The sequence below is a fragment of the Halolactibacillus miurensis genome, assembly GCF_900116255.1.
In the GTDB taxonomy this organism is placed as follows: domain Bacteria; phylum Bacillota; class Bacilli; order Bacillales; family Amphibacillaceae; genus Halolactibacillus; species Halolactibacillus miurensis.
In genome coordinates, this window is sequence record NZ_FPAI01000005.1 from 26,949 (window position 1) to 46,620 (window position 19,672).

The following is a 19,672-nucleotide window of genomic DNA, read 5'->3' on the forward strand; positions in this document are numbered from 1 at the left end:
GTGGCTAGATTGACCGATATAAACAATAATCAGTGGAAGTTCACGTCAATAGAGAATATTGAAGAATCTCATTTCGATCGTAGTTTAGAACGATTTTTTGGCATGGGTGTCATGGGACTAGTCAGGGAAAATATTCAAAATTCACTTGACGGGTATTTGTATGATGACAAACCTGTTATCGTAAAAATTAAAACAGGTGAAATGAGAGCTACTGATGTTCCGGGCATTGATAATTTAAGAGAAAGAATCAACACATTGGAAGGTCGTAATAATTACACTAAAGAAACAATAAAACATATGAACGAAAAAATAAAACAGAACCGGATACGGTACATGTCTTTTGAAGATGAAAATACCAAAGGCTTGACTGGTGCAGAGAACGGTCAAACTAACTCTAAGTCTGATACTTGGGGCATCTATGCTTATAATAAAGGCTTTCATTTTGAGGAAGAAAATATATCCAAAGAAGAAATACGCGGCGGATCGCACGGTGTTGGGAAAATTGCATCAAATGCAGCTTCAGATCTTCACGCCATGTTTTTCTCGAACTGTGATGATAAAAATCAAAAACATTTAGGTGGAACAGTTCAACTTGTAGAACACTGGTTCAATGGACAAGCTTATCGATCGACCGGGTATTTTACGGACGCTCAACGAGAAAATGGTCTATTGAAATACTATCCATTTAGCAACGAATCTAATCACCCATTTAGAAAAGATACTAGAGGTTTAAAGATTATCATACCTTTTTTAAGAGAAGAATATGATGATCAAATGGCAATTGTGAAAAGTGTCTGTGACAGCTTTTTTGTATCAATATTGAAAAATAAGCTAGAAGTGCATATTAATGATCAGGTGATAAATAAAGATAATTTAACAGACTATGTTTATAATGATCAATATTATGAACAGTCTGTTGAGAATATGAAAGATGTCTTTACGCCAATGTATGTTGACACGTACTTAAACTACCCGATTGAAAAAGACTTAGTTGTTGAGAGCAAAGACGAAACTTATCAGTTCAAGTTGTTTTTTAAATATGATGAAAAAATAAGTAAGGGACGAACAGCAATTATTAGAACGGTTGGGATGAAAATCGAAGATTTTAAAGTTAATGGCTATGCGACAAAACCCTATAATGCTGTCGTTATTGGAGATAAGAAAGCAGATGCTTATTTAAAATCACTCGAAAATGAATCACATACGGAAATATCAAATAAACATATCAATGATAAATATCTGAAGAGCAATGCTACTCGCTTTATTAATAATTTAAGTAGAGCGATAAAAAAGCACATTGATGATGCCATTCAAGAGAATAATCAGATGGATGGGATAATGGATACGAAGGATATTATATATACGGTTGAACGTAAGTTCAAAAACGATTTACAGAAAGCAACTGAAACAGTTCGTGTAGGAAATGGAAAATCTCTAAGAAAAACTAAGGGCAACAGTTCAAAAAAAGAAAGAAGAAATAGGGCTGATGCAGAAACAAACGCTACTGGTGATAAAGGAGAAAAGCGCAATAAAAGGGATCCTCTAAAATTTAAAAAAGCAAAAGGTGATGGAAAAGTAGTTGATGAAAAACAACGCTATAGTACTTATCCTGAAACAGTCGAACGTCTAAGACTAGACGATCATGAAATTCTACAATTTGATTTTTCAAGCAGTAAGTTACTAATGGGTGTTACTGAGTGTGATGTTGTATTAGCTGTCATCGATGGTACGGGTAAAGAATACAGTGATGAATTTAAAGTAGATAGTAATTTCACGCGGGCGATTGATCTAGGTACAGGGCAAGATTGTCGTTTATTAAAAAATAAAATTACTAATGTCAAAGTAAACAATGGCATTATTAAGCTGCGTCTAGATTATGATCGAAAAATGAATAAATCGTTAAAATTCATTTATTATTTGGAGGTGGAATAGTTGATATACAAAAAGGACGCGAACTTTCCTTATCCAATATTATCGAATCATGCTCAAAGTTATGTAAATAGTATTTTTGAATTGGATGTAGATGTAATGGAAAATAATGATACTTATCGCTTTACGATTAAGCATGATATAGGTTCTGAATTTATAAAAAGATTGATTGCCCTTAACAAGGCTGAACTCATATTAATAATTCAATCAAAAGACAGCAAGTTTTATAGGCTTAAAGAACAAGAAATTGAAGTTAGCAAATCGCGTGTATCACTTGATCAAAAAACATCGCTTCAATTGCATATTCAGGCTTTAACAGATATTTCATTTCATGATAATCAAGACTTGTCTCAATTTTATGACCAGTTTAAAGAAGATATAAAAGTGAATAAATTCAATTTACTTGCCTATTCTAATGTCGTGACTTTTGATGCACCATACCAAAAGCCATTTGATCTTTTTGAGAAAAAATTAGATGAACATATGAAAAAAGATATAAAGATTGAAGTAGGTCAAGCGACCATTAATATTTATTATAGAAAGCCAGAATATCAATTTCACACCTTACCTAAAAGCCAATATTTGAATCATCCTTATATATATATTGGTTTAACAAAAGCACTGCAACAATTCATTATGAATAACGGAGAAGATGGAGAAGTTGAATTGAAAACTGTTGAACCAGTTAGCGAACTAGAAAATAAACTATTAGATCTTATGCAATCGAAAATGATAGATGAGTTAACAGTTGATAATATAGATGATGTCATTTATGAGATTACGGATAATATTATCGAAAAATATGTTCGATCGGTAGAGGAGATGGTAGCCAATGGAGATTAAATTATTAAAGGATGGCTATAAAAATATCGAGTCATTATATGAAGACTTCAAAGCAGATATGATAGCAGAGAATGAAGAGTATTTTTCTGAAGAAAGTGTGTATATCGATCAGACCCCTTCATTTCCTATATACATCGCAAAAGGTTCTACAGAACATAAGAAGAAAGAATTTCTAGAAGCTTTTAATACAGTGACTCATTCTTATTTATCACTTGACCGCAGTATACTTTTGAGTGAACATTTTTGGCATTCGTTTTTACTTATTTACAAACGGAACTATATTATTGGTAAATACCCTGAAGTTTTAGACAACGAAAATAAATTTAAGAACATTGTGCTGAAAAAACTAGATTGGGAAAATTATATTTACAAGATTATTTTAGGTGCTCAGTACATTGCTGACTATATAAATAATGAAGATCAGCGGCAAAGATATTTTGGTTTAATTATTGATAACCTTGATTTATACAACTATATTATTAAATACGAAATCTTTAGAAATGATGATTTTCTAATTAATATCCTAGATATAATTGATGAGTTAGGACTTTCTGAAATTTTAAAAGCTAAAATTAAGGGAAGAGAGGATCTAGGCGATGATGAAAGATATGGGCGGAGAGTAATATTTGAATTAAATAAAAGTTATCCGATTGTACTTTCGCCAATGTTAAGTAAAGATGACTTAAAAGATATTTTCATAGAGTATCTGGGATACTATTATGACGTTTCTGATATTAAGAGTTAAGACATAGATTTGTCATAAGAAAGCAGAATTTACTGTTTCGATTTTCGTTGATTTGTTGTATAATATAAGGAGTTACCAATAAGTGTAACTGGGAGAGTTTTGCTGATTGAACGAGCCAAAAGGTTCGTTTTAATCAGCCTTTTTTTTGATAGCGCTTAATTTTATTGTTGGTAATATTTGAGTATGGTATGCTTATGGTAAAATGAATGATTAAATAAAAGAGGTGAAGTGATGAATCAACGTTATAATGTAAGACCAGGTAAGGGTCAATCAATGTTTGGCTTCTTTGTTGGTTTGGTTTTTGTTTTTATCGGTTTTGTTATGGTATTACCGACCTTCGGTGCTTTCGGTATCATTTGGGTATTAGTTACGATCGGTATCACTGTTATGCACGGGATTAATGCGTTCACACAAAAAGGTGTCGCAACGCACCGTGTAGATGTAACGACGGAGGCTAATACTTCTACGGAAGCAATCAAGCAATCTGATGATAGTTTTGATGAAAAATTGCGTAAGTTGCACCAGTTGAAACAAGAAGGCATTTTAACAGATGAAGAATATGAAGAGAAGAAAAAACAGATGTTGAAAGAAAAATGGTAGGAGGTTGACGACATGCCAATACATAATAAACTTGTTCGTGATAAAATTCCTGAGATTATTGAAAAAGCAGGAAAAACATTTGAAACAAAAATTTTGGATAACGAGAATTATATTAAAGAACTTGAAACGAAGCTGATTGAAGAGTTTAATGAATATTTATCAGCTAATACGAAAAGTGATAAGCTAGAAGAATTAGCTGATATGATGGAATTAATTAAAGCTTTCGCAGAAGTAAATGATGGATCATTAGCTGAAGTAGAAGACCTTCGTCAAGACAAGGCTTCTAAACGCGGAGGTTTTAACGAGCGCATTTATCTAGTTGAGGTTCATGATGACAACAACAAAGCTGATTAAACATAACATTGTGGATGAGATTAAAGCGGGGATAGACTGTAGTTCATCTACAGCTATCCTTGTCTCTTTTATGATGGTATCTGGTCTAGAGCTGATTTTACCTTCATTGCAGCGCTCACTTGATAAAGGTACTCAAATCAAAATCCTAACCGGGGATTACTTGTATATTACCCAACCTGATGCATTATCACGGTTGGACGAATTAGTTGGAGATATTGAATTAAGGTTGTGGAAAAGTCATGGCGTCTCTTTTCATCCTAAGGCCTATCTATTTGAATCAGATCATGAGAAGCAAGTTATTGTTGGTTCGTCCAATTTATCAAAATCGGCATTGACAACCGGTGTAGAATGGAATGTCAGCATTGAACAACAAGGGCAGGCAGACGTCTTTGAAGAAGCTGAAGAAAGTTTTTTACAGTTGTTTTATGCTGATCAAACCGTACCAATTAATAGAGAGACCATTGAACAATATCGACAAAGGTATGAAACATACCATGCCAAATATCCAGGCTTTGTTGATCGATGGCACAGCCGAGAAGCCGAAGCGTTAATGTTTGATGAAACAGAACCAACGATTGTTAGAGAAAGTAGTAATAATCAAGAGCCAATCATAATTGAACCCAGACCGCATCAAGCGCTTGCGTTAGACGCTTTAGATAATGTCATAAAAGAAGACTATGATAAAGCACTTATCGTCATGGCTACAGGTTTAGGCAAAACCTATTTAGCAGCATTCTTTGCACGGCAATTTAATCGTGTATTGTTTATTGCCCATAGAGAAGAAATACTTAGACAAGCAAAGCAAAGTTTCGACCATGTCTTACCAAATAAATCAAGTAGTTTGTACAACCAAGAAGAGAAAAATAACGAGTCTGATCATATATTTGCTTCTGTCTTTACTTTAAGCAGAAAAAATCACTTGAATCGATTTAATTCCAGTGATTTTGATTTAATTGTTGTTGATGAGTTTCATCATGCGGCAGCAAAATCATATCAAGGTATTTTACAATACTTTAAACGGGAATTCTTACTAGGGATTACAGCCACACCAGATCGCTTAGACGGAAAAGATGTGTATGCGTTATGTGATAATAACGTTGCCTTTCAAATGCACTTTATCGAAGCCATTCAACATGGCTATTTAACGCCGTTTAAATATTTTGGCGTGTACGATGAGACAGATTACAGCTCAATGACGTGGCTTGGAAATCGTTATGATCAACACGAACTTGAAGCGAAACAATTACAAGATGCGATTGCTGAAAAGATATTTAATGCATGGGAAAAGCATAAACAAAAGCGTACCATTAGCTTCTGTTCATCGATTAGACAAGCAAAATATTTAGAAGATTACTTTGTGAAAAAAGGTGTGAATGCCATTAGTCTTCATTCTAAAACAATGGGTTATTCACGACAAGAAGCCATTAAAGCGTTAAAAGACCAAACGATTGATATTATCTTTACTGTCGATCTCTTTAATGAAGGGGTAGATATTCCTGAAGTCGATACGTTATTGTTTGTGCGTCCCACTGAATCTTTAACTATCTATACGCAACAAGTAGGAAGAGGTTTAAGATTAAGTACTGGAAAGACACATTGTCATATTATCGACTTAATTGGTAACTATAAAAATGCCGATGTGAAGATGCAGTTATTTGATACTGAGCGAGATCGTGACTCTCGCTCGGTGAAACACGTGATACCAGAAGTACCAACGAGTTGTGAACTGCATCTGGATATGCAAGTAGTTGACCTAATCAAGTATCTCGTCCGAAAACGGCAACCAAGAAAAGAAAGACTTATATCAAGTTATCATATGTTAAAAACAGAACTCGGTAGAAGACCAACATATTTAGAAATACATCGATACGGTAAAGAAGATGCTAAACAGATAAAACAGGAGTTTAAGTCCTATATGGGTTTATTGCATCATTCAGGGGAATTAACATTAGAAGAATCGGATTTATACAATAGATTTAAGTCTTTAATTGAAGATGTAGAGCGTACGCTTATGTCAAAAAGTTATAAGATGGTTGTCTTAAAGCTTATGCTTGACCGGGGAGAGAACCAGTGGCATCGACCTATTACTGCTAGTTCAATCGCTTATCCGTTTTGTAAGTTTTTAACAGATAAGGATTATCGACGTAAAAAAGATTTCAGCGATAAGAAAACAAAAAAGCTGCTGACATTTGATGAAGACAAAATCGTTAGACTTATTGAAGATATGCCCTTTTCAAAATGGAATGGAAGTTCAAAAGGGATATTCACATTTGATAGAGAACAATTTGCCATAACGGTTCCTCTAACCGAACAAGAAGCGAGAAATTTGTATCCCTTTATTAATGATATTGTTGAGTATCGCCTAACAAGTTACTTTGAACGTGGCATAAGTAAAAAAACTCATTAACCATTACATCATGGTTAGTGAGTTTTTTTATTTTTTACATTTTACTAAAATGCATCTTTTAGTAAGCATTAACACAATAAACAAATCAAAACGGGTGCCAAAACAAACGATTTGGTATTATAATGGCTGCTTTGGCAAGGTGCCAAAACGGACTCAACCAATTATGCTGAACTTACCGCGGAATACAATGAGGATCTTCCTAGAGGACGTATTAAGATGGATGAGTTCAACCGATTACTGAATGACTATGAACCGATGATGTATCACTTACTAAAGAAATATCATGTGAGAGATCCTGAGGGTGAGTTTTATCAAGAGTTGGCGATCTGTTTATGGCAAGCGACACAAGATTATGACGACGAAAAGATGAAGTTTTCTACGTATGTCTACAATAAAATGCAGTTTCGTTTGATTGATTTATTCAGAAAGGATGAACGTAAACGAAATAGAGAAGAGAAGTATAAACATCACGTTGAAACGACGGGCTCGTTTCAGACCGAAGATCAAGTGCCTAATACAGACTTTATTGTTTGTTTAAAACAACTGTTAACAGACAATGAGTGGTTGTGGTTTGAGGGACATGTATTAAAGGGGAAAACGCTCGTGGAGATTGGAAAAGACTTGGGTGTAAGTGCCAATGCCGTGAGGCATTATAAGCGTAGTGCAGCACGTAAATTAAAGGATTGTTTAATAAAAGAAAGCAAATAGTTGACGAACGTATTTCAAAGTCGAATGATGTCATATCCACATACTGTGGTTACTGGAGATAACCTATTAATAATGACGCTGTCTGGCTTTGTGATTTTGAATAATTTTGGTATGATGACAGTAGTGAATATTAGTTTTGCCTTTTTAAGTACAGTGATTGTGATGACGATTATGTAGTTGCTGTTTGATCCATTTTTCATTAAAAAGCAAAGCTAAACAACCATCCACATGAGGAGTTTAGTTATGGCAGATAAAACGAACCAGATTATTAAAGCCGCTGTCGATGTCTTTATAGAAAAAGGCTACAATGCCACTACACAAGACATAGCCAGAAAAGCGCAAGTAGCTGAAGTCACGTTATTTAGAAAGTTTACCAATAAACAAAACTTATTTTTAACCGCGATTCAATTGACCATTGATGAGTATTTTAACATGCAAGAACGTCAAGAACAGACGGATGAACCGCTTGAAAAAATATTAACATTATGGTTTACTGAACGATCACAGATTTTGATTAAAAACAGAGCGCTCGTTAAGATGTTGTTAAGCGAGAGTTTGATGGGGAACTTACCTGAACATATGAACTTCCCGGTCATTTTTTATCATCAGCTATTAAAACAGCTGAAACCATTTGAACAAGACGTTCATATCGAACATATGGCTCGCAGTTGGGTTGGGTATTTTATTTCGACGGTCGTATTAGGTACAACTAGTGAAGCGATCGATGTTGAACATATCTTTATTCGACCCTTCGTAAAGGGGGGATGTTCATGAGTAAGACAAGCGGAATGAAAGTTGTTCAACAATTGATGTTAGGATTTTATCTATTAGGTTTGATTGCCTTTTTGATTGTCGGCGATTTATCAACAACAATGAATAAAGTCATATTAGGTTTGTTTGTTGTGTTAATTGTTCGCGAATCGATGCGGTACTACATGCATTATATTAAACCAAACAAAATAGTGAATGAAGAAACGGCCAGTGACGAAGCATCATCAACGGATAAGAAATAACATTGGGAGTAATGAAAGATGTTAGATAAGCGCATAAGAATCATGAAGAAAAGCCGGTCACTTCGCGTGGCCGGCTTTTCTTAGGTCAATCACATGCTGATTAATTTGTAGTTGATGGCTTGTAATCCATTGAACAATCACATGCTCAAAGTTTCGTTCGACATACAAATGTTGTTTAAACCATAACGGACCTTTTCGTTCGGCGACGAGCGCTTTAGGGTTGGACTTTTGGTATACATTAACCGTATAAGACTCATCAGGTGATGAGGTAGACATCAGCTTTTCTTCTTTCGTTAGTAACACTTGAATCGTTGGAATGATTAAAATGACCGCCAGTAAGACCGGGGTGGTTAGAGATAACCAACGATAAAACTTCGATTTATCAACAGGTATTTTCAATGCGCAATAGATGTTGAAAAGAATAATTGGCCAAGCAAATAAGACGGAGGGGAGCACACGCCAATAACTGAAGAAAGAGGCAAAATAAAATTCAATAATCCAAATTAAAACAATAGCACTTAGTGACCAAGAGACCATGCGCGTTCGTTTACTCATTATTAACCCTCACAATCTATGAATTGATTCATTTCCATCTTATAGAATTTACAGTCATTTTACAATATGACTTTTGGTATATATTAGTGACATGATAGGTAGGTAACTATGACTGATATAATAGATAAGACGTATGAAGATTAAAACAAGTTACAAAATATAATAGGGGAATACAAAAAGTAGTAAAATGAAATTGTTCGATCGATCAAGTTATGCTAAACTAAGAACAGTATAAGGCGGTGAAGCTCGCCTCTTGAGATGACTCAGAAACTGTCGACAGACCAATAGCTTCTACAAACAACAGGAGGTGACCTGTTCTTTGTAGTGGCTATTTTTTCTATATTAGATGAATGATAAAACAAGCTAACCAAGAAGAGTTGTCACCGTGAAGGGAGAAAAAAATGTTAGAGAGTATCGCGTTATTATTACTGAGTGGCTTCGTATTGGGGATGGTGATGAAAAGTTTTCGCCTGCCACCATTATTAGGTATGTTATTTGTAGGGATCCTGTTTGGACCGTATGTACTCGACTGGCTTCATCTTGATTTACTAAATATATCAAGTGAGATTCGGACCTTTAGTTTACTGATTATTTTAATTCGCGCCGGCCTCGGGATCAAACGCCATGAAATACAAGCGGTTGGGAGTCTGGCGATCAAGATGAGTAGTCTACCAGGCTTGTTAGAGGGGTTTAGTATTCTTTTTGTGAGTTACTATTTCTTTGACTTTAGTTTCGCAGAAGCCGGGATGCTTGGCTTTATTATTGCGGCGGTTTCACCAGCGGTTGTCGTACCAAGTATGTTAGAATTAAAGAGTGAAGGTTATGGAGAAGATAAACAAATTCCAACGTTATTACTAGCAGGTACGTCAATGGATGATGTGTTTGCGATTACGATTTTTAGTTTTTTCTTAAGTCTCGGAACAACAGGTGATCTGTCAATTGTAGAGTCAGTATTAAAGATTCCCTTTAGTATTGTGCTTGGTGTGTTAGGTGGTTTAGTCATTGGCTATCTGTTTATTAAGCTGTTTGACTTTAAACGTTTGTTTCATTCGAATGTCGAACGGTTATTGTTGTTACTTACAGGTGCGATTGGTTTTTATACTTTCGGTGAAGTAATTGGTATTGCGAGCTTACTCGGCATTATGGCGATTGGTTTTCTAATTACCGACCAACGCGAAAAGATAGGAGTAGAATTATCTACTACGCTCTTATCGATTTGGTTCTTTGCCCAGATTCTGTTGTTTAGTTTAGTCGGAGCGGAAGTTAATATTACAGTCGCACTAGAGGCAGGGTTTATGGGGCTTGTCATTATTATCATCGGTCTCATGTTTCGAACACTCGGTGTGTTTATTTCAACCATTGGCAGTGCGCTCAACACGAAAGAACGCTTTTTCTGTGTGCTTAGTTATTTACCGAAAGCAACCGTACAAGCGGCTATTGGTGCGCTACCTCTCGCAAGCGGCGTAGAAAAAGGACCTGAAATATTAGCCATTGCTGTCTTATCCATTCTACTTACCGCACCTTTAGGCGCTATTTTAATTAAGTGGAGTGCGCCTAAACTGTTACAAAAAGGATAAAATAGGTCGCTTTTTTTACACATAACAGGACGCTTATAGCGATAAGCATGAGTAAGTAATCAGTATGATTTTTTAGAAAATGTTGGACGTAAAGGAACGAATAAAGGAGGAAATAAAATGTATACATATGCCATCGATGACCGGATTGAATTAAGGCCACTTACCGTGTTTCATACCGAACCATTGTACCGCCTCATTCAAGACTCTAGAAATCACTTACGTGATTTTTTAATATTTGTGGAGTTTACGACGAAGGAAGACCATACTCGAAAGTTTGTTGAAGAGACCGTCATCACGAATGCGAAACTTGAATCATTTGTATCAGTGATTTATGTAGATGATTGTGTTGCTGGGTTGGTTGGATTTAATGAGCTTGATCAACAAAATAAGCGCGCTGAAATTGGCTACTGGCTTGGTGAAGCTTATATTGGTCAAGGGGTAATGACAAAGGCCGCAAAAGCTATTATTCAATATGGATTTAATGAGCTTGGTCTTAATCGAATGGACTTAAAAGCGGCTGTCAATAACCATAAGTCGCGCGGTATTGCTAAACGCTTAGGGTTTAAAGAAGAAGGAATCATCCGTGAGGCTGAGTGGATGCATGACGGCTATCTTGATCATGTTCATTACGGCTTATTAAAAAGTGACTATGACGAAAGTGAGTGAGGCATGTCGTGAAAAAGATCGAACAAACGGTAAAAACAGAGACGATGCTCATGGGCTTTTTACTCCAACAGTTTGATTATAGTAGGAGTAAAATAAAAGGTTTTTTGCAGCGAGGGCAAGTCTATGTGGATAATCAGCCCATCTCGCAATTCAATCATCCCTTAACAAAAGGGCAAGTCGTGAGCATTTCAAAAGAACAAATCAAAGAAACTCAATTAAAAGGTTTAACGATTTTACACGAAGACGATGATTGTTTGGTTGTCAATAAAGCCAGTGGCTTGTTGACAATTCAAACGAATAAACAGGTAAAAGAATTGACGGCTCACCGGCAATTAAGTGAATATCTACAAAAGAAAGACCCAAGAGCCCGAATCTTTATCGTACATCGACTTGACCGTGATACGTCGGGTGTGTTGGTATTTGCGAAAAACGAGCGCTCAAAACTCGTCCTACAGTCAAACTGGAAAGAACGGGTGAAAGAACGACGGTATGTGGCACTTGTTGAAGGTGTCGTAAAAAAAGATCAAGCTCATTTAGAAGATTATCTAGGGGAATCTAAAACGCATCGTATGTTTACAACTAACAATAAAACTGAAGGTATTTATGCGTCGCTCCATTATCAAGTCAAACATCGCGGGAAAAAGACAAGCTTACTACATGTACATCTGGATACTGGTCGGAAAAATCAAATCCGGGTCCAACTAAGTGCTGCTGGTCATCCGATTGTGGGAGATAAAAAATATGGCGCAAAAACAAATCCAATCAAACGGTTAGGACTACATGCGGAGACGATTACTTTTAAACATCCAACCACTCAAGAAACCTTGTCGTTTCATGCACCTGTACCAAAGTCATTTCTCTCACCGCAGTCATGACGTGAGGATGGGTATTACAAGAGATAAGGGGGAAAGGGCTTGTTCGTGTCAATTAAGGAAGCAGCCGATTATCTAGAAATAAATGAAACGGATTTACGTAAATTAATTTTCGAAAAGAAGATCAAAGCATTTTATGACGGGGAACAATACTTAGTCAATACCGCTCAGTTTGATACGCATATAAAAGAAATGGAACGGATTCGAGCGGAAATTCAAGCCTATTTATCTGAACCCGTCCCAGAGAGTCTATTCGTTAAAGATGAGGATTAATTTTATATTTTAAAAAAGAGTCATTTACTGACGGGCACTAACCAACCCTCGGTAAACGGCGTCGTAGGTGAGATGAAAATAATTGTCCAAAGTGTGACCTCACCTGGTGCTAATGAAAGGTGAGGGATCGTCACATCAACCACGTCACATGATGGTAATGTTGCCGTGAATGATGGAGACAGGCTTGTCTGTGTGGTGTTTTGATAAAAACAAATAATTAACCGTTGTCCCGCATGGTTTTTAGCTTGTCTTAGCGGAATGAGCTTGCCTATTGAGGCGCGGAGGCCGATATCTTCTAAGTGGGTTAATTGATGTTTAACGTAAGTGTGATACAAGTTTTTGTACTGATTATAATCAACAGGTGCCAGTTGTTTTTGCCATTTTTCTTGTAAGATAAGTGTCATGGTGAATGCATCCTTTCTCTGCTCCAGTATTGATTTACTAAGCATATCATAAATGAGGTGTCTCTATGTCAAAACAACTTAAACGGTCAAGAATAGAAAAATCCATTCATGGTGTGTGCGGTGGCCTGGCGAACCACTTTGATGTTCCACCATTTTTGGTACGGTTATTATTTATCTTTACCTTGCCAGGTAGTTTCTTTTTTTACATCATCCTTGCGAATACGTTACCGGAAGACTTATCCGACGGTTATATTGAACTGAAAAAGCGATAAAGAAGATTATGTCACACTGATATTGTAAGAGCGAGATATGATATATCAATAGAATTTCAAAGATTAACTTAGCGAAAGTAGGGATTATATGACAACGAATACCATGACATATTTAAAGAACTTAGTAAACATTCCTAGCCCGTCGGGCTATACAGATGAAGTGATTGCCTATGTAGAGGACTTCTTTCAGAACTTAAAGCTAGAAACCGTCCGCAATAAAAAAGGTGGACTCATTGTCACATTACCAGGAAAATCAACGAAAGAGACCCGGATGTTGACCGCTCACGTTGACACACTTGGTGCGATGGTGAAAGAAGTGAAACCAAGTGGCAGGTTAAAACTTGATTTAATTGGTGGTTTTCGTTTTAACTCGATTGAAGGTGAATACTGTACCATTCATACCGCAAGTGGCAACACGTATACAGGGACGATTCTTTTGCATCAAACATCTGTCCATGTCTATAAAGACGCTGGAACAAAAGAACGCAATCAAGACAATATGGAAGTGAGAATTGATGCTGTTGTAAAAAATGAAGCAGATGTTCATGCTTTAGGCATTGGTGTTGGTGACTTTGTGTCATTTGACCCGCGCGTGGAAGAAACAGAGACAGGCTTTATTAAATCACGTCACCTAGATGATAAAGCAAGTGTCGCAATGCTCATGTCACTGGCCGAACAAATCGTCAAAGATGCAATTGATTTACCTTACACGACTTATGTGCTTATTTCTAATAACGAAGAGATTGGTTATGGCGGGAATTCAAATATTCCTGAATCGGTTGTTGAATACTTAGCCGTTGATATGGGCGCGATCGGTGATGGTCAAAGTACCGATGAATTCACTGTATCGATTTGCGCAAAAGACTCAAGTGGCCCTTATCATCATGGTCTTCGTCAACATTTAGTGAGTTTAGCAAAAGAGCACAACATCGGTTACAAGGTAGATATCTATCCATACTATGGATCGGATGCTTCCGCGGCGATTAGAGCCGGGCACGATATCATTCACGGTCTTATTGGTGCAGGTATTGATAGTTCTCATGCGTTTGAGCGTACCCACATTGATTCCATCAAAGCAACAGAACAATTGATTTATCGATACTTGCAATCCCCAGTTGTACCGCATTAAGATTAAAAATTCAGAAAAACCAAGCCGACATTCAAGCGAGGCTTGGTTTTTTGTTGGCTTATTATTCGACTTGTCTGATGTCGTTATTTTTCACTAGGACAATGATCGCAGTAAGCGATTACTTTCATCGCATAGGTTAGAACGCCCAAACATTTGGGTATACTTTAGTATACTGAGGGTAAGTAAAATTAATTAATGAACGAAAAGAGTGAATGAGATGAAACAAGCCATGGTTATATTAAATCCGTCATCTGGTCATGAGGCGGCAATCGATTATAAGGAAGATATAGTGTCTGTAATAAAAGAAAAAGGTTATGAGGTTGTTGTGAAAGAAACAGAAAAGAAAGATGATGCAACGGTCTTCGCAGAAGAGGCTGTCAATGACGGATATGATTATGTTATTGGTGTTGGTGGAGATGGGACCATCAATGAAGTGATCGCAGGCTTAGCTAGATATGATCAACAACCACTGTTTAGCTTTGTCCCGTTCGGGACAGTCAATGACTTTGCGCGTGCGATAGGGATCCCCTTAAAGCCTCGTGACGCCATTGAGTGGCTAAAAGAAGCGCGTACAGAGCAACGTGTTGATATAGGCAAAATCAATGAACGGTATTTTGTTAATGTTGTCGCTTTAGGTGCTGTCGCTGAGGCAACTTATGAAGTAGGTGTGGAACAAAAAACCCGTCTAGGCCCCTTAGCTTATTACATTGAGGGTGCTAAAACGCTTGCGGAAAATAAAGTCTATCCGCTCACGTTTAAGCTTTCAGATGACACGATAGATGAAGAGGCTTTTTTAGTTGTTATTGGAATGACGAATTCCATCGCCGGCTTTGAAAAGATAGCTACAGACGCAAAATTAGATGATGGCTATATGCACGTCTTTATTGTAAAAAAATTAGCGGGTTTTGACTTAATGACTTTATTACCATCTGTCTTAACAGGTGAGTTTAAAGATCATGAAAAAGTCCGCTATATTAAAACAAAAGAAATACAGATTGAGTCAATGGCGTCATTACACACGAATATTGACGGGGATGAAGGAGAAGATTTACCTCTTCATTTAACCGTCTTACCAAAACACATTCGCTTGCTTAGAAAATAAGGTGTCAGAAGGACTAATATTTCACCAAGAAAGGACGTGACATCATGAAAAATGGGGTGGACGACTATTTAATTGGTTGGCAGAACGGCAGTGAATTAAAAATTTATCGCGATTTTGAAGTGGTTTCATTTATCGGCATTCAAAATAAATGGATTTATACGGTCGATCGTTTACTTGATGTTAATCTATTAGACATCATTCGTTATAAAACGGCAACAGAAACGTTAAACGAACTGATTAAACTCATCCCAAAAGATGAGGATATCTATATTACCTCTACACCAATTGAGCACGACCTACGTGATGTACATTTCTACAAATTAGACTTACCGCTTCGGATTGATTATGCGATTCAAGTGGGATTAGGTGTGGCACGGTCGATATCACATAGTAAAGAGTACCGTCTTTATCCAATCACCATGGATTTACCTGAAGGTACAATCGATAAAAAGACTTTAGAATTAATTCGTCTGAAGCTTTATGCTCAATTGATCAAAGGAAAAGAGTCTATTGATGAGTCGCTAAAAGCGTTATGGCAATCTGATAAATGTCAACTAAAGCAACTATTATTTGCTGATATTGAAGAAGTCGAAACACTTTTTGATGAATGGTTTAAGACCAGTTAATGGATGGTGGAATGTGAAAGAGAGGAGGAGGCCATTTGGATCGACAAACGGTAGATGAGCGTTTAGACAGGCTCGTCAATATTCGGACGAGTCTTGACCAAGTCATGGATACTTTACCAATGAAGGTACCAAAACAAGCAAGAGAACAAATTAAAAAGATTCTTTTAAAAAATGATGAACTTAATCAGTTACTTGAAGATATAAAAGACCGGCGACCTCCGCGTTTGATCGTAGTTGGTAAAACTGGTGTCGGTAAAAGTAGTTTAATTAATGCGATGTTTGGACATTATTTAGCCAAAACATCTGCGGTTGACGTTGGGACACAGTCGGTGAGTAGTTATCAATATCGTGATAATCAACAGGTATTATTTGATGTCATTGATACCCGTGGTCTAGGAGAATCGTTTAACTCAGCGAGTAGCGCAGAAAAAGCTTTAAAAGAAGCCGTTCAGCAATTTGAGCCAGATGCTGTTCTTTTAGTTATGAATGCGACAGACCGGGCAGGGATGGATGAGGAGTTACAACAAATAAATGTCTTAAAACCCTATATATCAGAACAGGTTCCCGTTGTCTGTGTCCTCACACACGCTGATCATATTGAACCGGCTCGAATTAAAGAGCCTGATCAATATCCTGACATAAAACAGGAAAGAATTGAAGAGAAAACGCAACAAGTGACACGATTAATCCAATCCCTACATGTAGATATTCAAACCGTCATCCCTGTCTCGAGTTATATCGAATGGAGTCATGAGACGCCTGAGCATTTAACTGAACAGGAGCGATCAGCGTTAACCATCGCATTTGATGGACGTTATGAGATTGATACGCTACTGGATTACTTAGAATCAAACATTGATTTTCAATCAGCGATTCACTTGATGTTATCAACCCGGATTGACAGGGCGGTGAAACAGCTCACACAAAAAGTCATTAAAGTCTTCTCAGGTGCTGCTTCAACGGTGGCTTTAACTCCGATTCCAGTCAGTGATATGTCGGTTCTTGTCCCTTTACAACTGCTTATGGTGAGCTTTATCGGTTATGTGAGTGGCCGGACAGTTGATAAGAAAATGTTGAAGGACTTTTTAGTTAGTTTAGGTGGGGTTGGCTCTCTTGGCTACAGTTTTAAGCTCATTGCCCAACAAGGAACGAAATTCTTAAATGTGGTTTTGCCAGGCTCAGGTAGTGTCGTCTCTAGTACGATTGCTTACTCTGGCACATACGCGATGGGTAAAGCAGCCGAGGCTTACTTTATTGATTCAGTAAGCAAGAAAGATATGAAGAAAATCATGAAAAAAGCAGAACAAGAAGGTAAGCAAGCGGCGAAAAAGAATGAAAAATCAGCTGAATGATTGTACGGGAATTTAAAGTCTCGCCTTAAAGGATTGAATTCAGAAATACCTCCCATTATTTTTAAGTTTATCGACTTAGCACCTGCCATTTTAGTAGGTGCTTTTTATAGGCAGACACCTCTACTATAAGTATTTTGAGGAAAGTGTCTTCTCGCTCTAAGACGATCAAGGGATTATCTTTCTATAATTTCTTCAAATAAAAAGCTAGCATTTCAATCACAACCGTGCTATAGTAATAGAGCGATGAGCTGATTTGCATAAGACGCACACGTTTATAACGTTGTATGTGGCAACGTGTGTTGCGCCGCAAATAATCTCTGGTTAATTTATTAACCAGTAAAACCTCCGATTCTTTATTGAGTCGGAGGTTTTTTAATGTTTTTTAATAAAAAATGTAATCGCATTCATTATTGGTAATTTGGCGATTTTGATATGAAACTATAATGATTCATACCAGAAAAGCATAAAAAGGCGTTTAAGGTTTTTCTCTCTCGGGTAAGGGTAGTATAGGGTGAACTGTTTCGGGTCGAGCGAACAGTAATAAGTACTAAAAGAAGAGAGGAGGATGCGGGAACAGGTTGAGCAAAATTTTGCTTTTAAGCCATGATTAAAGGAATCACCTATACTTATTTCGGTTGAACGAGATAAAAAAAGTACAAGGGAGACGATTATTCATGAAAAAGTTAATAGGTATACTATTGTTAGGTCTAATGCTTACACTCGTTGCTTGTGGAGAAGATGATACAGCATCTGATTCAGACGCTGACGGTGCAGGTGATAGTGAGACAAGTTTTGGTTTAGTAGAACCAGGAAAGCTAACCTTTGCGGCATCAGGTGAGTTTAAACCATTTAGTTATATGGAAGGCACGGATATGGTCGGATATGATGTAGCTGTTGGGAAGGCGATTGCGGAGAAGTTAGGTTTAGAACCTAATCCAAAACGTGCGAAATTCTCAGGTATTGTGACGGGTGTAAGTGAAGGACGTTATGATATTGCGGTCGCAAGCCATACCATCACAGAAGAGCGTTTAGAACAAGTTGATTTTAGTGAACCTTATTATTATTCTGGACCTGTTGTTTGGGTACAACCGGGTAGTGATATTGAGACAGAAGCCGACTTAGAAGGTAAAAAGATCGCGGTTGCGCGTGGGACAACGTACATTAGTATTGCAGAAGGGTATACCGATGATATCCCGCAACTAGACAGTGATGTTGTGGCCTTACAGACGCTTTCAAACGGGAATTATGATGCGGTTATTACCGATGACGTCACTGGTAATGCGGCGATTGATAACGGACTTGAAATTGAAGAAGCGTTCTATTTAGGTGTCAGTGAACAAGGGGTTGCTGTTAATAAAGACAATCCAGAATTAACGGAAGAAATTAATGCAATCTTACAAGAAATGAAAGAATCAGGAGAGCTGAAAGCACTCGCAGAAGAATGGATCGGCGTCGATATTACGGTTGAACCAGAAGGGGCGTCTGAATAAGAGAGTAGGTCACGCTTATTGCGTGACCACGTCTTTACTCTGTTTATGCGCTACATAATATCGAATAAAGCTTTCATTAGAGAGAAGGAGCGGTCAAGTTGGGAGAGTTTTTTTCTATCTTTACAGGTAGTTTTGATGTTTTCATGGAAGGTCTTTGGCTTACGCTTAGATTGTCCGTTGTATCATTACTGATTGCGATTGTGATCGGGTTATTCTTCGCGATGCTGAAAATATCACGGATTAAAGTGTTAGAAATTATTGCGGATTTATATATTTGGATTGTGCGCGGAACCCCGTTAATCGTCCAAATCTTTATACTATTCTATGGCTTAGCTGAAATTTGGCTCATTCCAGAATTCTGGGCAGCCAGTATTGGTTTAGCCTTCCACTCAGGGGCCTATATTGCGGAGATCATTCGCGGGGCGATTCAATCCATCACCAAAGGTCAAACAGAAGCGGCCCGTTCACTTGGGATGAACCGCTCACTTACGATGCGCCGGATTGTATTGCCACAAGCTTTTCGTCGTGCGGTACCGTCGTTAGGTAATCAATTTATTATTGGGATCAAAGATTCATCACTTGCCTCATTTATTGGCTTACAAGAGCTGTTTGGGGTGTCGAATACGATGGGGTCGAATTCATTTAATTACTTGCCTTATTTCTTTACCGTTGCGATTTATTACTTACTTATTGTCTTGATTTTAACGATTGCAGTGAATCAATTAGAGAAAAAATTAGCGGTGAGTGATTAAGGA

Annotated in this window: 23 protein-coding genes; 21 read left to right on the plus strand and 2 right to left on the minus strand. The window is 37.3% G+C overall.

Features of this window, described 5'->3' with window-relative positions; genetic code table 11:
• The first annotated feature begins 9 nt into the window (after window positions 1-9).
• The 10 genes from BM390_RS04595 (at window position 10) to BM390_RS04635 (ending at window position 8,599) form a co-directional block, all read left to right on the plus strand.
• Window positions 10-1,932 carry a hypothetical protein gene (locus BM390_RS04595; protein WP_062321554.1) on the plus strand — a complete coding sequence of 641 codons (1,923 nt, stop codon included), beginning with the start codon at window positions 10-12 and terminating at the stop codon, window positions 1,930-1,932.
• Window positions 1,933-2,028: 96 nt separating this feature from the next.
• The gene (locus tag BM390_RS04600) at window positions 2,029-2,772 is read left to right on the plus strand and encodes a hypothetical protein (RefSeq protein ID WP_231631466.1); all 744 of its coding nucleotides are present in this window, start codon (window positions 2,029-2,031) and stop codon (window positions 2,770-2,772) included.
• On the plus strand, window positions 2,762-3,517 hold the full coding sequence (locus BM390_RS04605; protein WP_062321548.1) for a hypothetical protein: 756 nt from the start codon (window positions 2,762-2,764) through the stop codon (window positions 3,515-3,517). Before BM390_RS04600 ends, BM390_RS04605 begins: the two co-directional genes overlap by 11 nt.
• 231 nt (window positions 3,518-3,748) lie before the next feature.
• The gene (locus BM390_RS04610; RefSeq protein ID WP_062321546.1) at window positions 3,749-4,117 is read left to right on the plus strand and encodes an SHOCT domain-containing protein; all 369 of its coding nucleotides are present in this window, start codon (window positions 3,749-3,751) and stop codon (window positions 4,115-4,117) included.
• Window positions 4,118-4,129: 12 nt separating this feature from the next.
• On the plus strand, window positions 4,130-4,471 hold the full coding sequence (locus BM390_RS04615) for a nucleoside triphosphate pyrophosphohydrolase (protein ID WP_062321544.1): 342 nt from the start codon (window positions 4,130-4,132) through the stop codon (window positions 4,469-4,471).
• A complete protein-coding gene (locus BM390_RS04620; protein WP_089853103.1) occupies window positions 4,449-6,878 on the plus strand; it encodes a DEAD/DEAH box helicase family protein in 2,430 nt (809 codons plus the stop codon). Before BM390_RS04615 ends, BM390_RS04620 begins: the two co-directional genes overlap by 23 nt.
• 216 nt (window positions 6,879-7,094) lie before the next feature.
• Window positions 7,095-7,586 (plus strand): sigma-70 family RNA polymerase sigma factor, encoded by a 492-nt coding sequence (locus tag BM390_RS04625; RefSeq protein WP_082394486.1) that lies wholly within the window; start codon window positions 7,095-7,097, stop codon window positions 7,584-7,586.
• Window positions 7,587-7,763 (plus strand): hypothetical protein, encoded by a 177-nt coding sequence (locus tag BM390_RS15375; protein WP_177220624.1) that lies wholly within the window; start codon window positions 7,587-7,589, stop codon window positions 7,761-7,763. It abuts the gene before it with no gap.
• 66 nt (window positions 7,764-7,829) lie between these two features.
• On the plus strand, window positions 7,830-8,360 hold the full coding sequence (locus tag BM390_RS04630) for a TetR/AcrR family transcriptional regulator (protein ID WP_177220625.1): 531 nt from the start codon (window positions 7,830-7,832) through the stop codon (window positions 8,358-8,360).
• The gene (locus BM390_RS04635) at window positions 8,357-8,599 is read left to right on the plus strand and encodes a hypothetical protein (RefSeq protein WP_062321537.1); all 243 of its coding nucleotides are present in this window, start codon (window positions 8,357-8,359) and stop codon (window positions 8,597-8,599) included. The genes BM390_RS04630 and BM390_RS04635 overlap by 4 nt, the downstream gene beginning before the upstream one ends.
• A 57-nt stretch (window positions 8,600-8,656) precedes the next feature.
• On the opposite strand, the gene BM390_RS04640 is transcribed toward BM390_RS04635, so the two are convergent.
• A complete protein-coding gene (locus BM390_RS04640) occupies window positions 8,657-9,154 on the minus strand; it encodes a DUF5412 family protein (RefSeq protein WP_062321535.1) in 498 nt (165 codons plus the stop codon).
• A 401-nt stretch (window positions 9,155-9,555) separates the two neighbouring features.
• Here BM390_RS04640 and BM390_RS04645 point away from each other — a divergent pair, with 401 nt between their 5' ends.
• The 4 genes from BM390_RS04645 (at window position 9,556) to BM390_RS04660 (ending at window position 12,542) form a co-directional block, all read left to right on the plus strand.
• On the plus strand, window positions 9,556-10,731 hold the full coding sequence (locus tag BM390_RS04645) for a cation:proton antiporter (protein ID WP_062321533.1): 1,176 nt from the start codon (window positions 9,556-9,558) through the stop codon (window positions 10,729-10,731).
• Window positions 10,732-10,848: 117 nt separating this feature from the next.
• Window positions 10,849-11,397, plus strand: a complete 549-nt coding sequence (locus tag BM390_RS04650) for a GNAT family N-acetyltransferase (protein ID WP_062321531.1) — start codon at window positions 10,849-10,851, stop codon at window positions 11,395-11,397.
• Window positions 11,398-11,405: 8 nt separating this feature from the next.
• The gene (locus tag BM390_RS04655; protein ID WP_246806744.1) at window positions 11,406-12,272 is read left to right on the plus strand and encodes an RluA family pseudouridine synthase; all 867 of its coding nucleotides are present in this window, start codon (window positions 11,406-11,408) and stop codon (window positions 12,270-12,272) included.
• Window positions 12,273-12,317: 45 nt separating this feature from the next.
• Window positions 12,318-12,542: an excisionase family DNA-binding protein gene (locus BM390_RS04660; protein WP_231631468.1), complete on the plus strand. Its 225-nt coding sequence runs from the start codon at window positions 12,318-12,320 to the stop codon at window positions 12,540-12,542.
• 20 nt (window positions 12,543-12,562) lie between these two features.
• Here BM390_RS04660 and BM390_RS04665 read toward each other — a convergent pair whose 3' ends face one another.
• The gene (locus BM390_RS04665) at window positions 12,563-12,946 is read right to left on the minus strand and encodes a hypothetical protein (protein WP_062321526.1); all 384 of its coding nucleotides are present in this window, start codon (window positions 12,944-12,946) and stop codon (window positions 12,563-12,565) included.
• A gap of 65 nt (window positions 12,947-13,011) precedes the next feature.
• Here BM390_RS04665 and BM390_RS04670 point away from each other — a divergent pair, with 65 nt between their 5' ends.
• The 7 genes from BM390_RS04670 to BM390_RS04700 all read left to right on the plus strand — a co-directional run bounded on the left by BM390_RS04670 (window position 13,012) and on the right by BM390_RS04700 (window position 19,669).
• A complete protein-coding gene (locus tag BM390_RS04670) occupies window positions 13,012-13,218 on the plus strand; it encodes a PspC domain-containing protein (RefSeq protein ID WP_062321524.1) in 207 nt (68 codons plus the stop codon).
• Between the two features lie 103 nt (window positions 13,219-13,321).
• Complete coding sequence (locus BM390_RS04675) at window positions 13,322-14,347, plus strand: M42 family metallopeptidase (protein ID WP_082394490.1); 1,026 nt, start codon at window positions 13,322-13,324, stop codon at window positions 14,345-14,347.
• 217 nt (window positions 14,348-14,564) lie between these two features.
• Window positions 14,565-15,449 (plus strand): diacylglycerol/lipid kinase family protein, encoded by an 885-nt coding sequence (locus BM390_RS04680; RefSeq protein WP_062321520.1) that lies wholly within the window; start codon window positions 14,565-14,567, stop codon window positions 15,447-15,449.
• Window positions 15,450-15,493: 44 nt separating this feature from the next.
• Window positions 15,494-16,075: a hypothetical protein gene (locus BM390_RS04685; RefSeq protein ID WP_062321518.1), complete on the plus strand. Its 582-nt coding sequence runs from the start codon at window positions 15,494-15,496 to the stop codon at window positions 16,073-16,075.
• 35 nt (window positions 16,076-16,110) lie between these two features.
• On the plus strand, window positions 16,111-17,427 hold the full coding sequence (locus BM390_RS04690) for a GTPase family protein (protein ID WP_062321516.1): 1,317 nt from the start codon (window positions 16,111-16,113) through the stop codon (window positions 17,425-17,427).
• Between the two features lie 674 nt (window positions 17,428-18,101).
• Entirely contained in the window at window positions 18,102-18,917 is an 816-nt protein-coding gene (locus BM390_RS04695) for a transporter substrate-binding domain-containing protein (RefSeq protein WP_062321514.1), read from the plus strand.
• A gap of 143 nt (window positions 18,918-19,060) precedes the next feature.
• Entirely contained in the window at window positions 19,061-19,669 is a 609-nt protein-coding gene (locus tag BM390_RS04700) for an amino acid ABC transporter permease (protein ID WP_089853216.1), read from the plus strand.
• Window positions 19,670-19,672 lie beyond the last annotated feature (3 nt).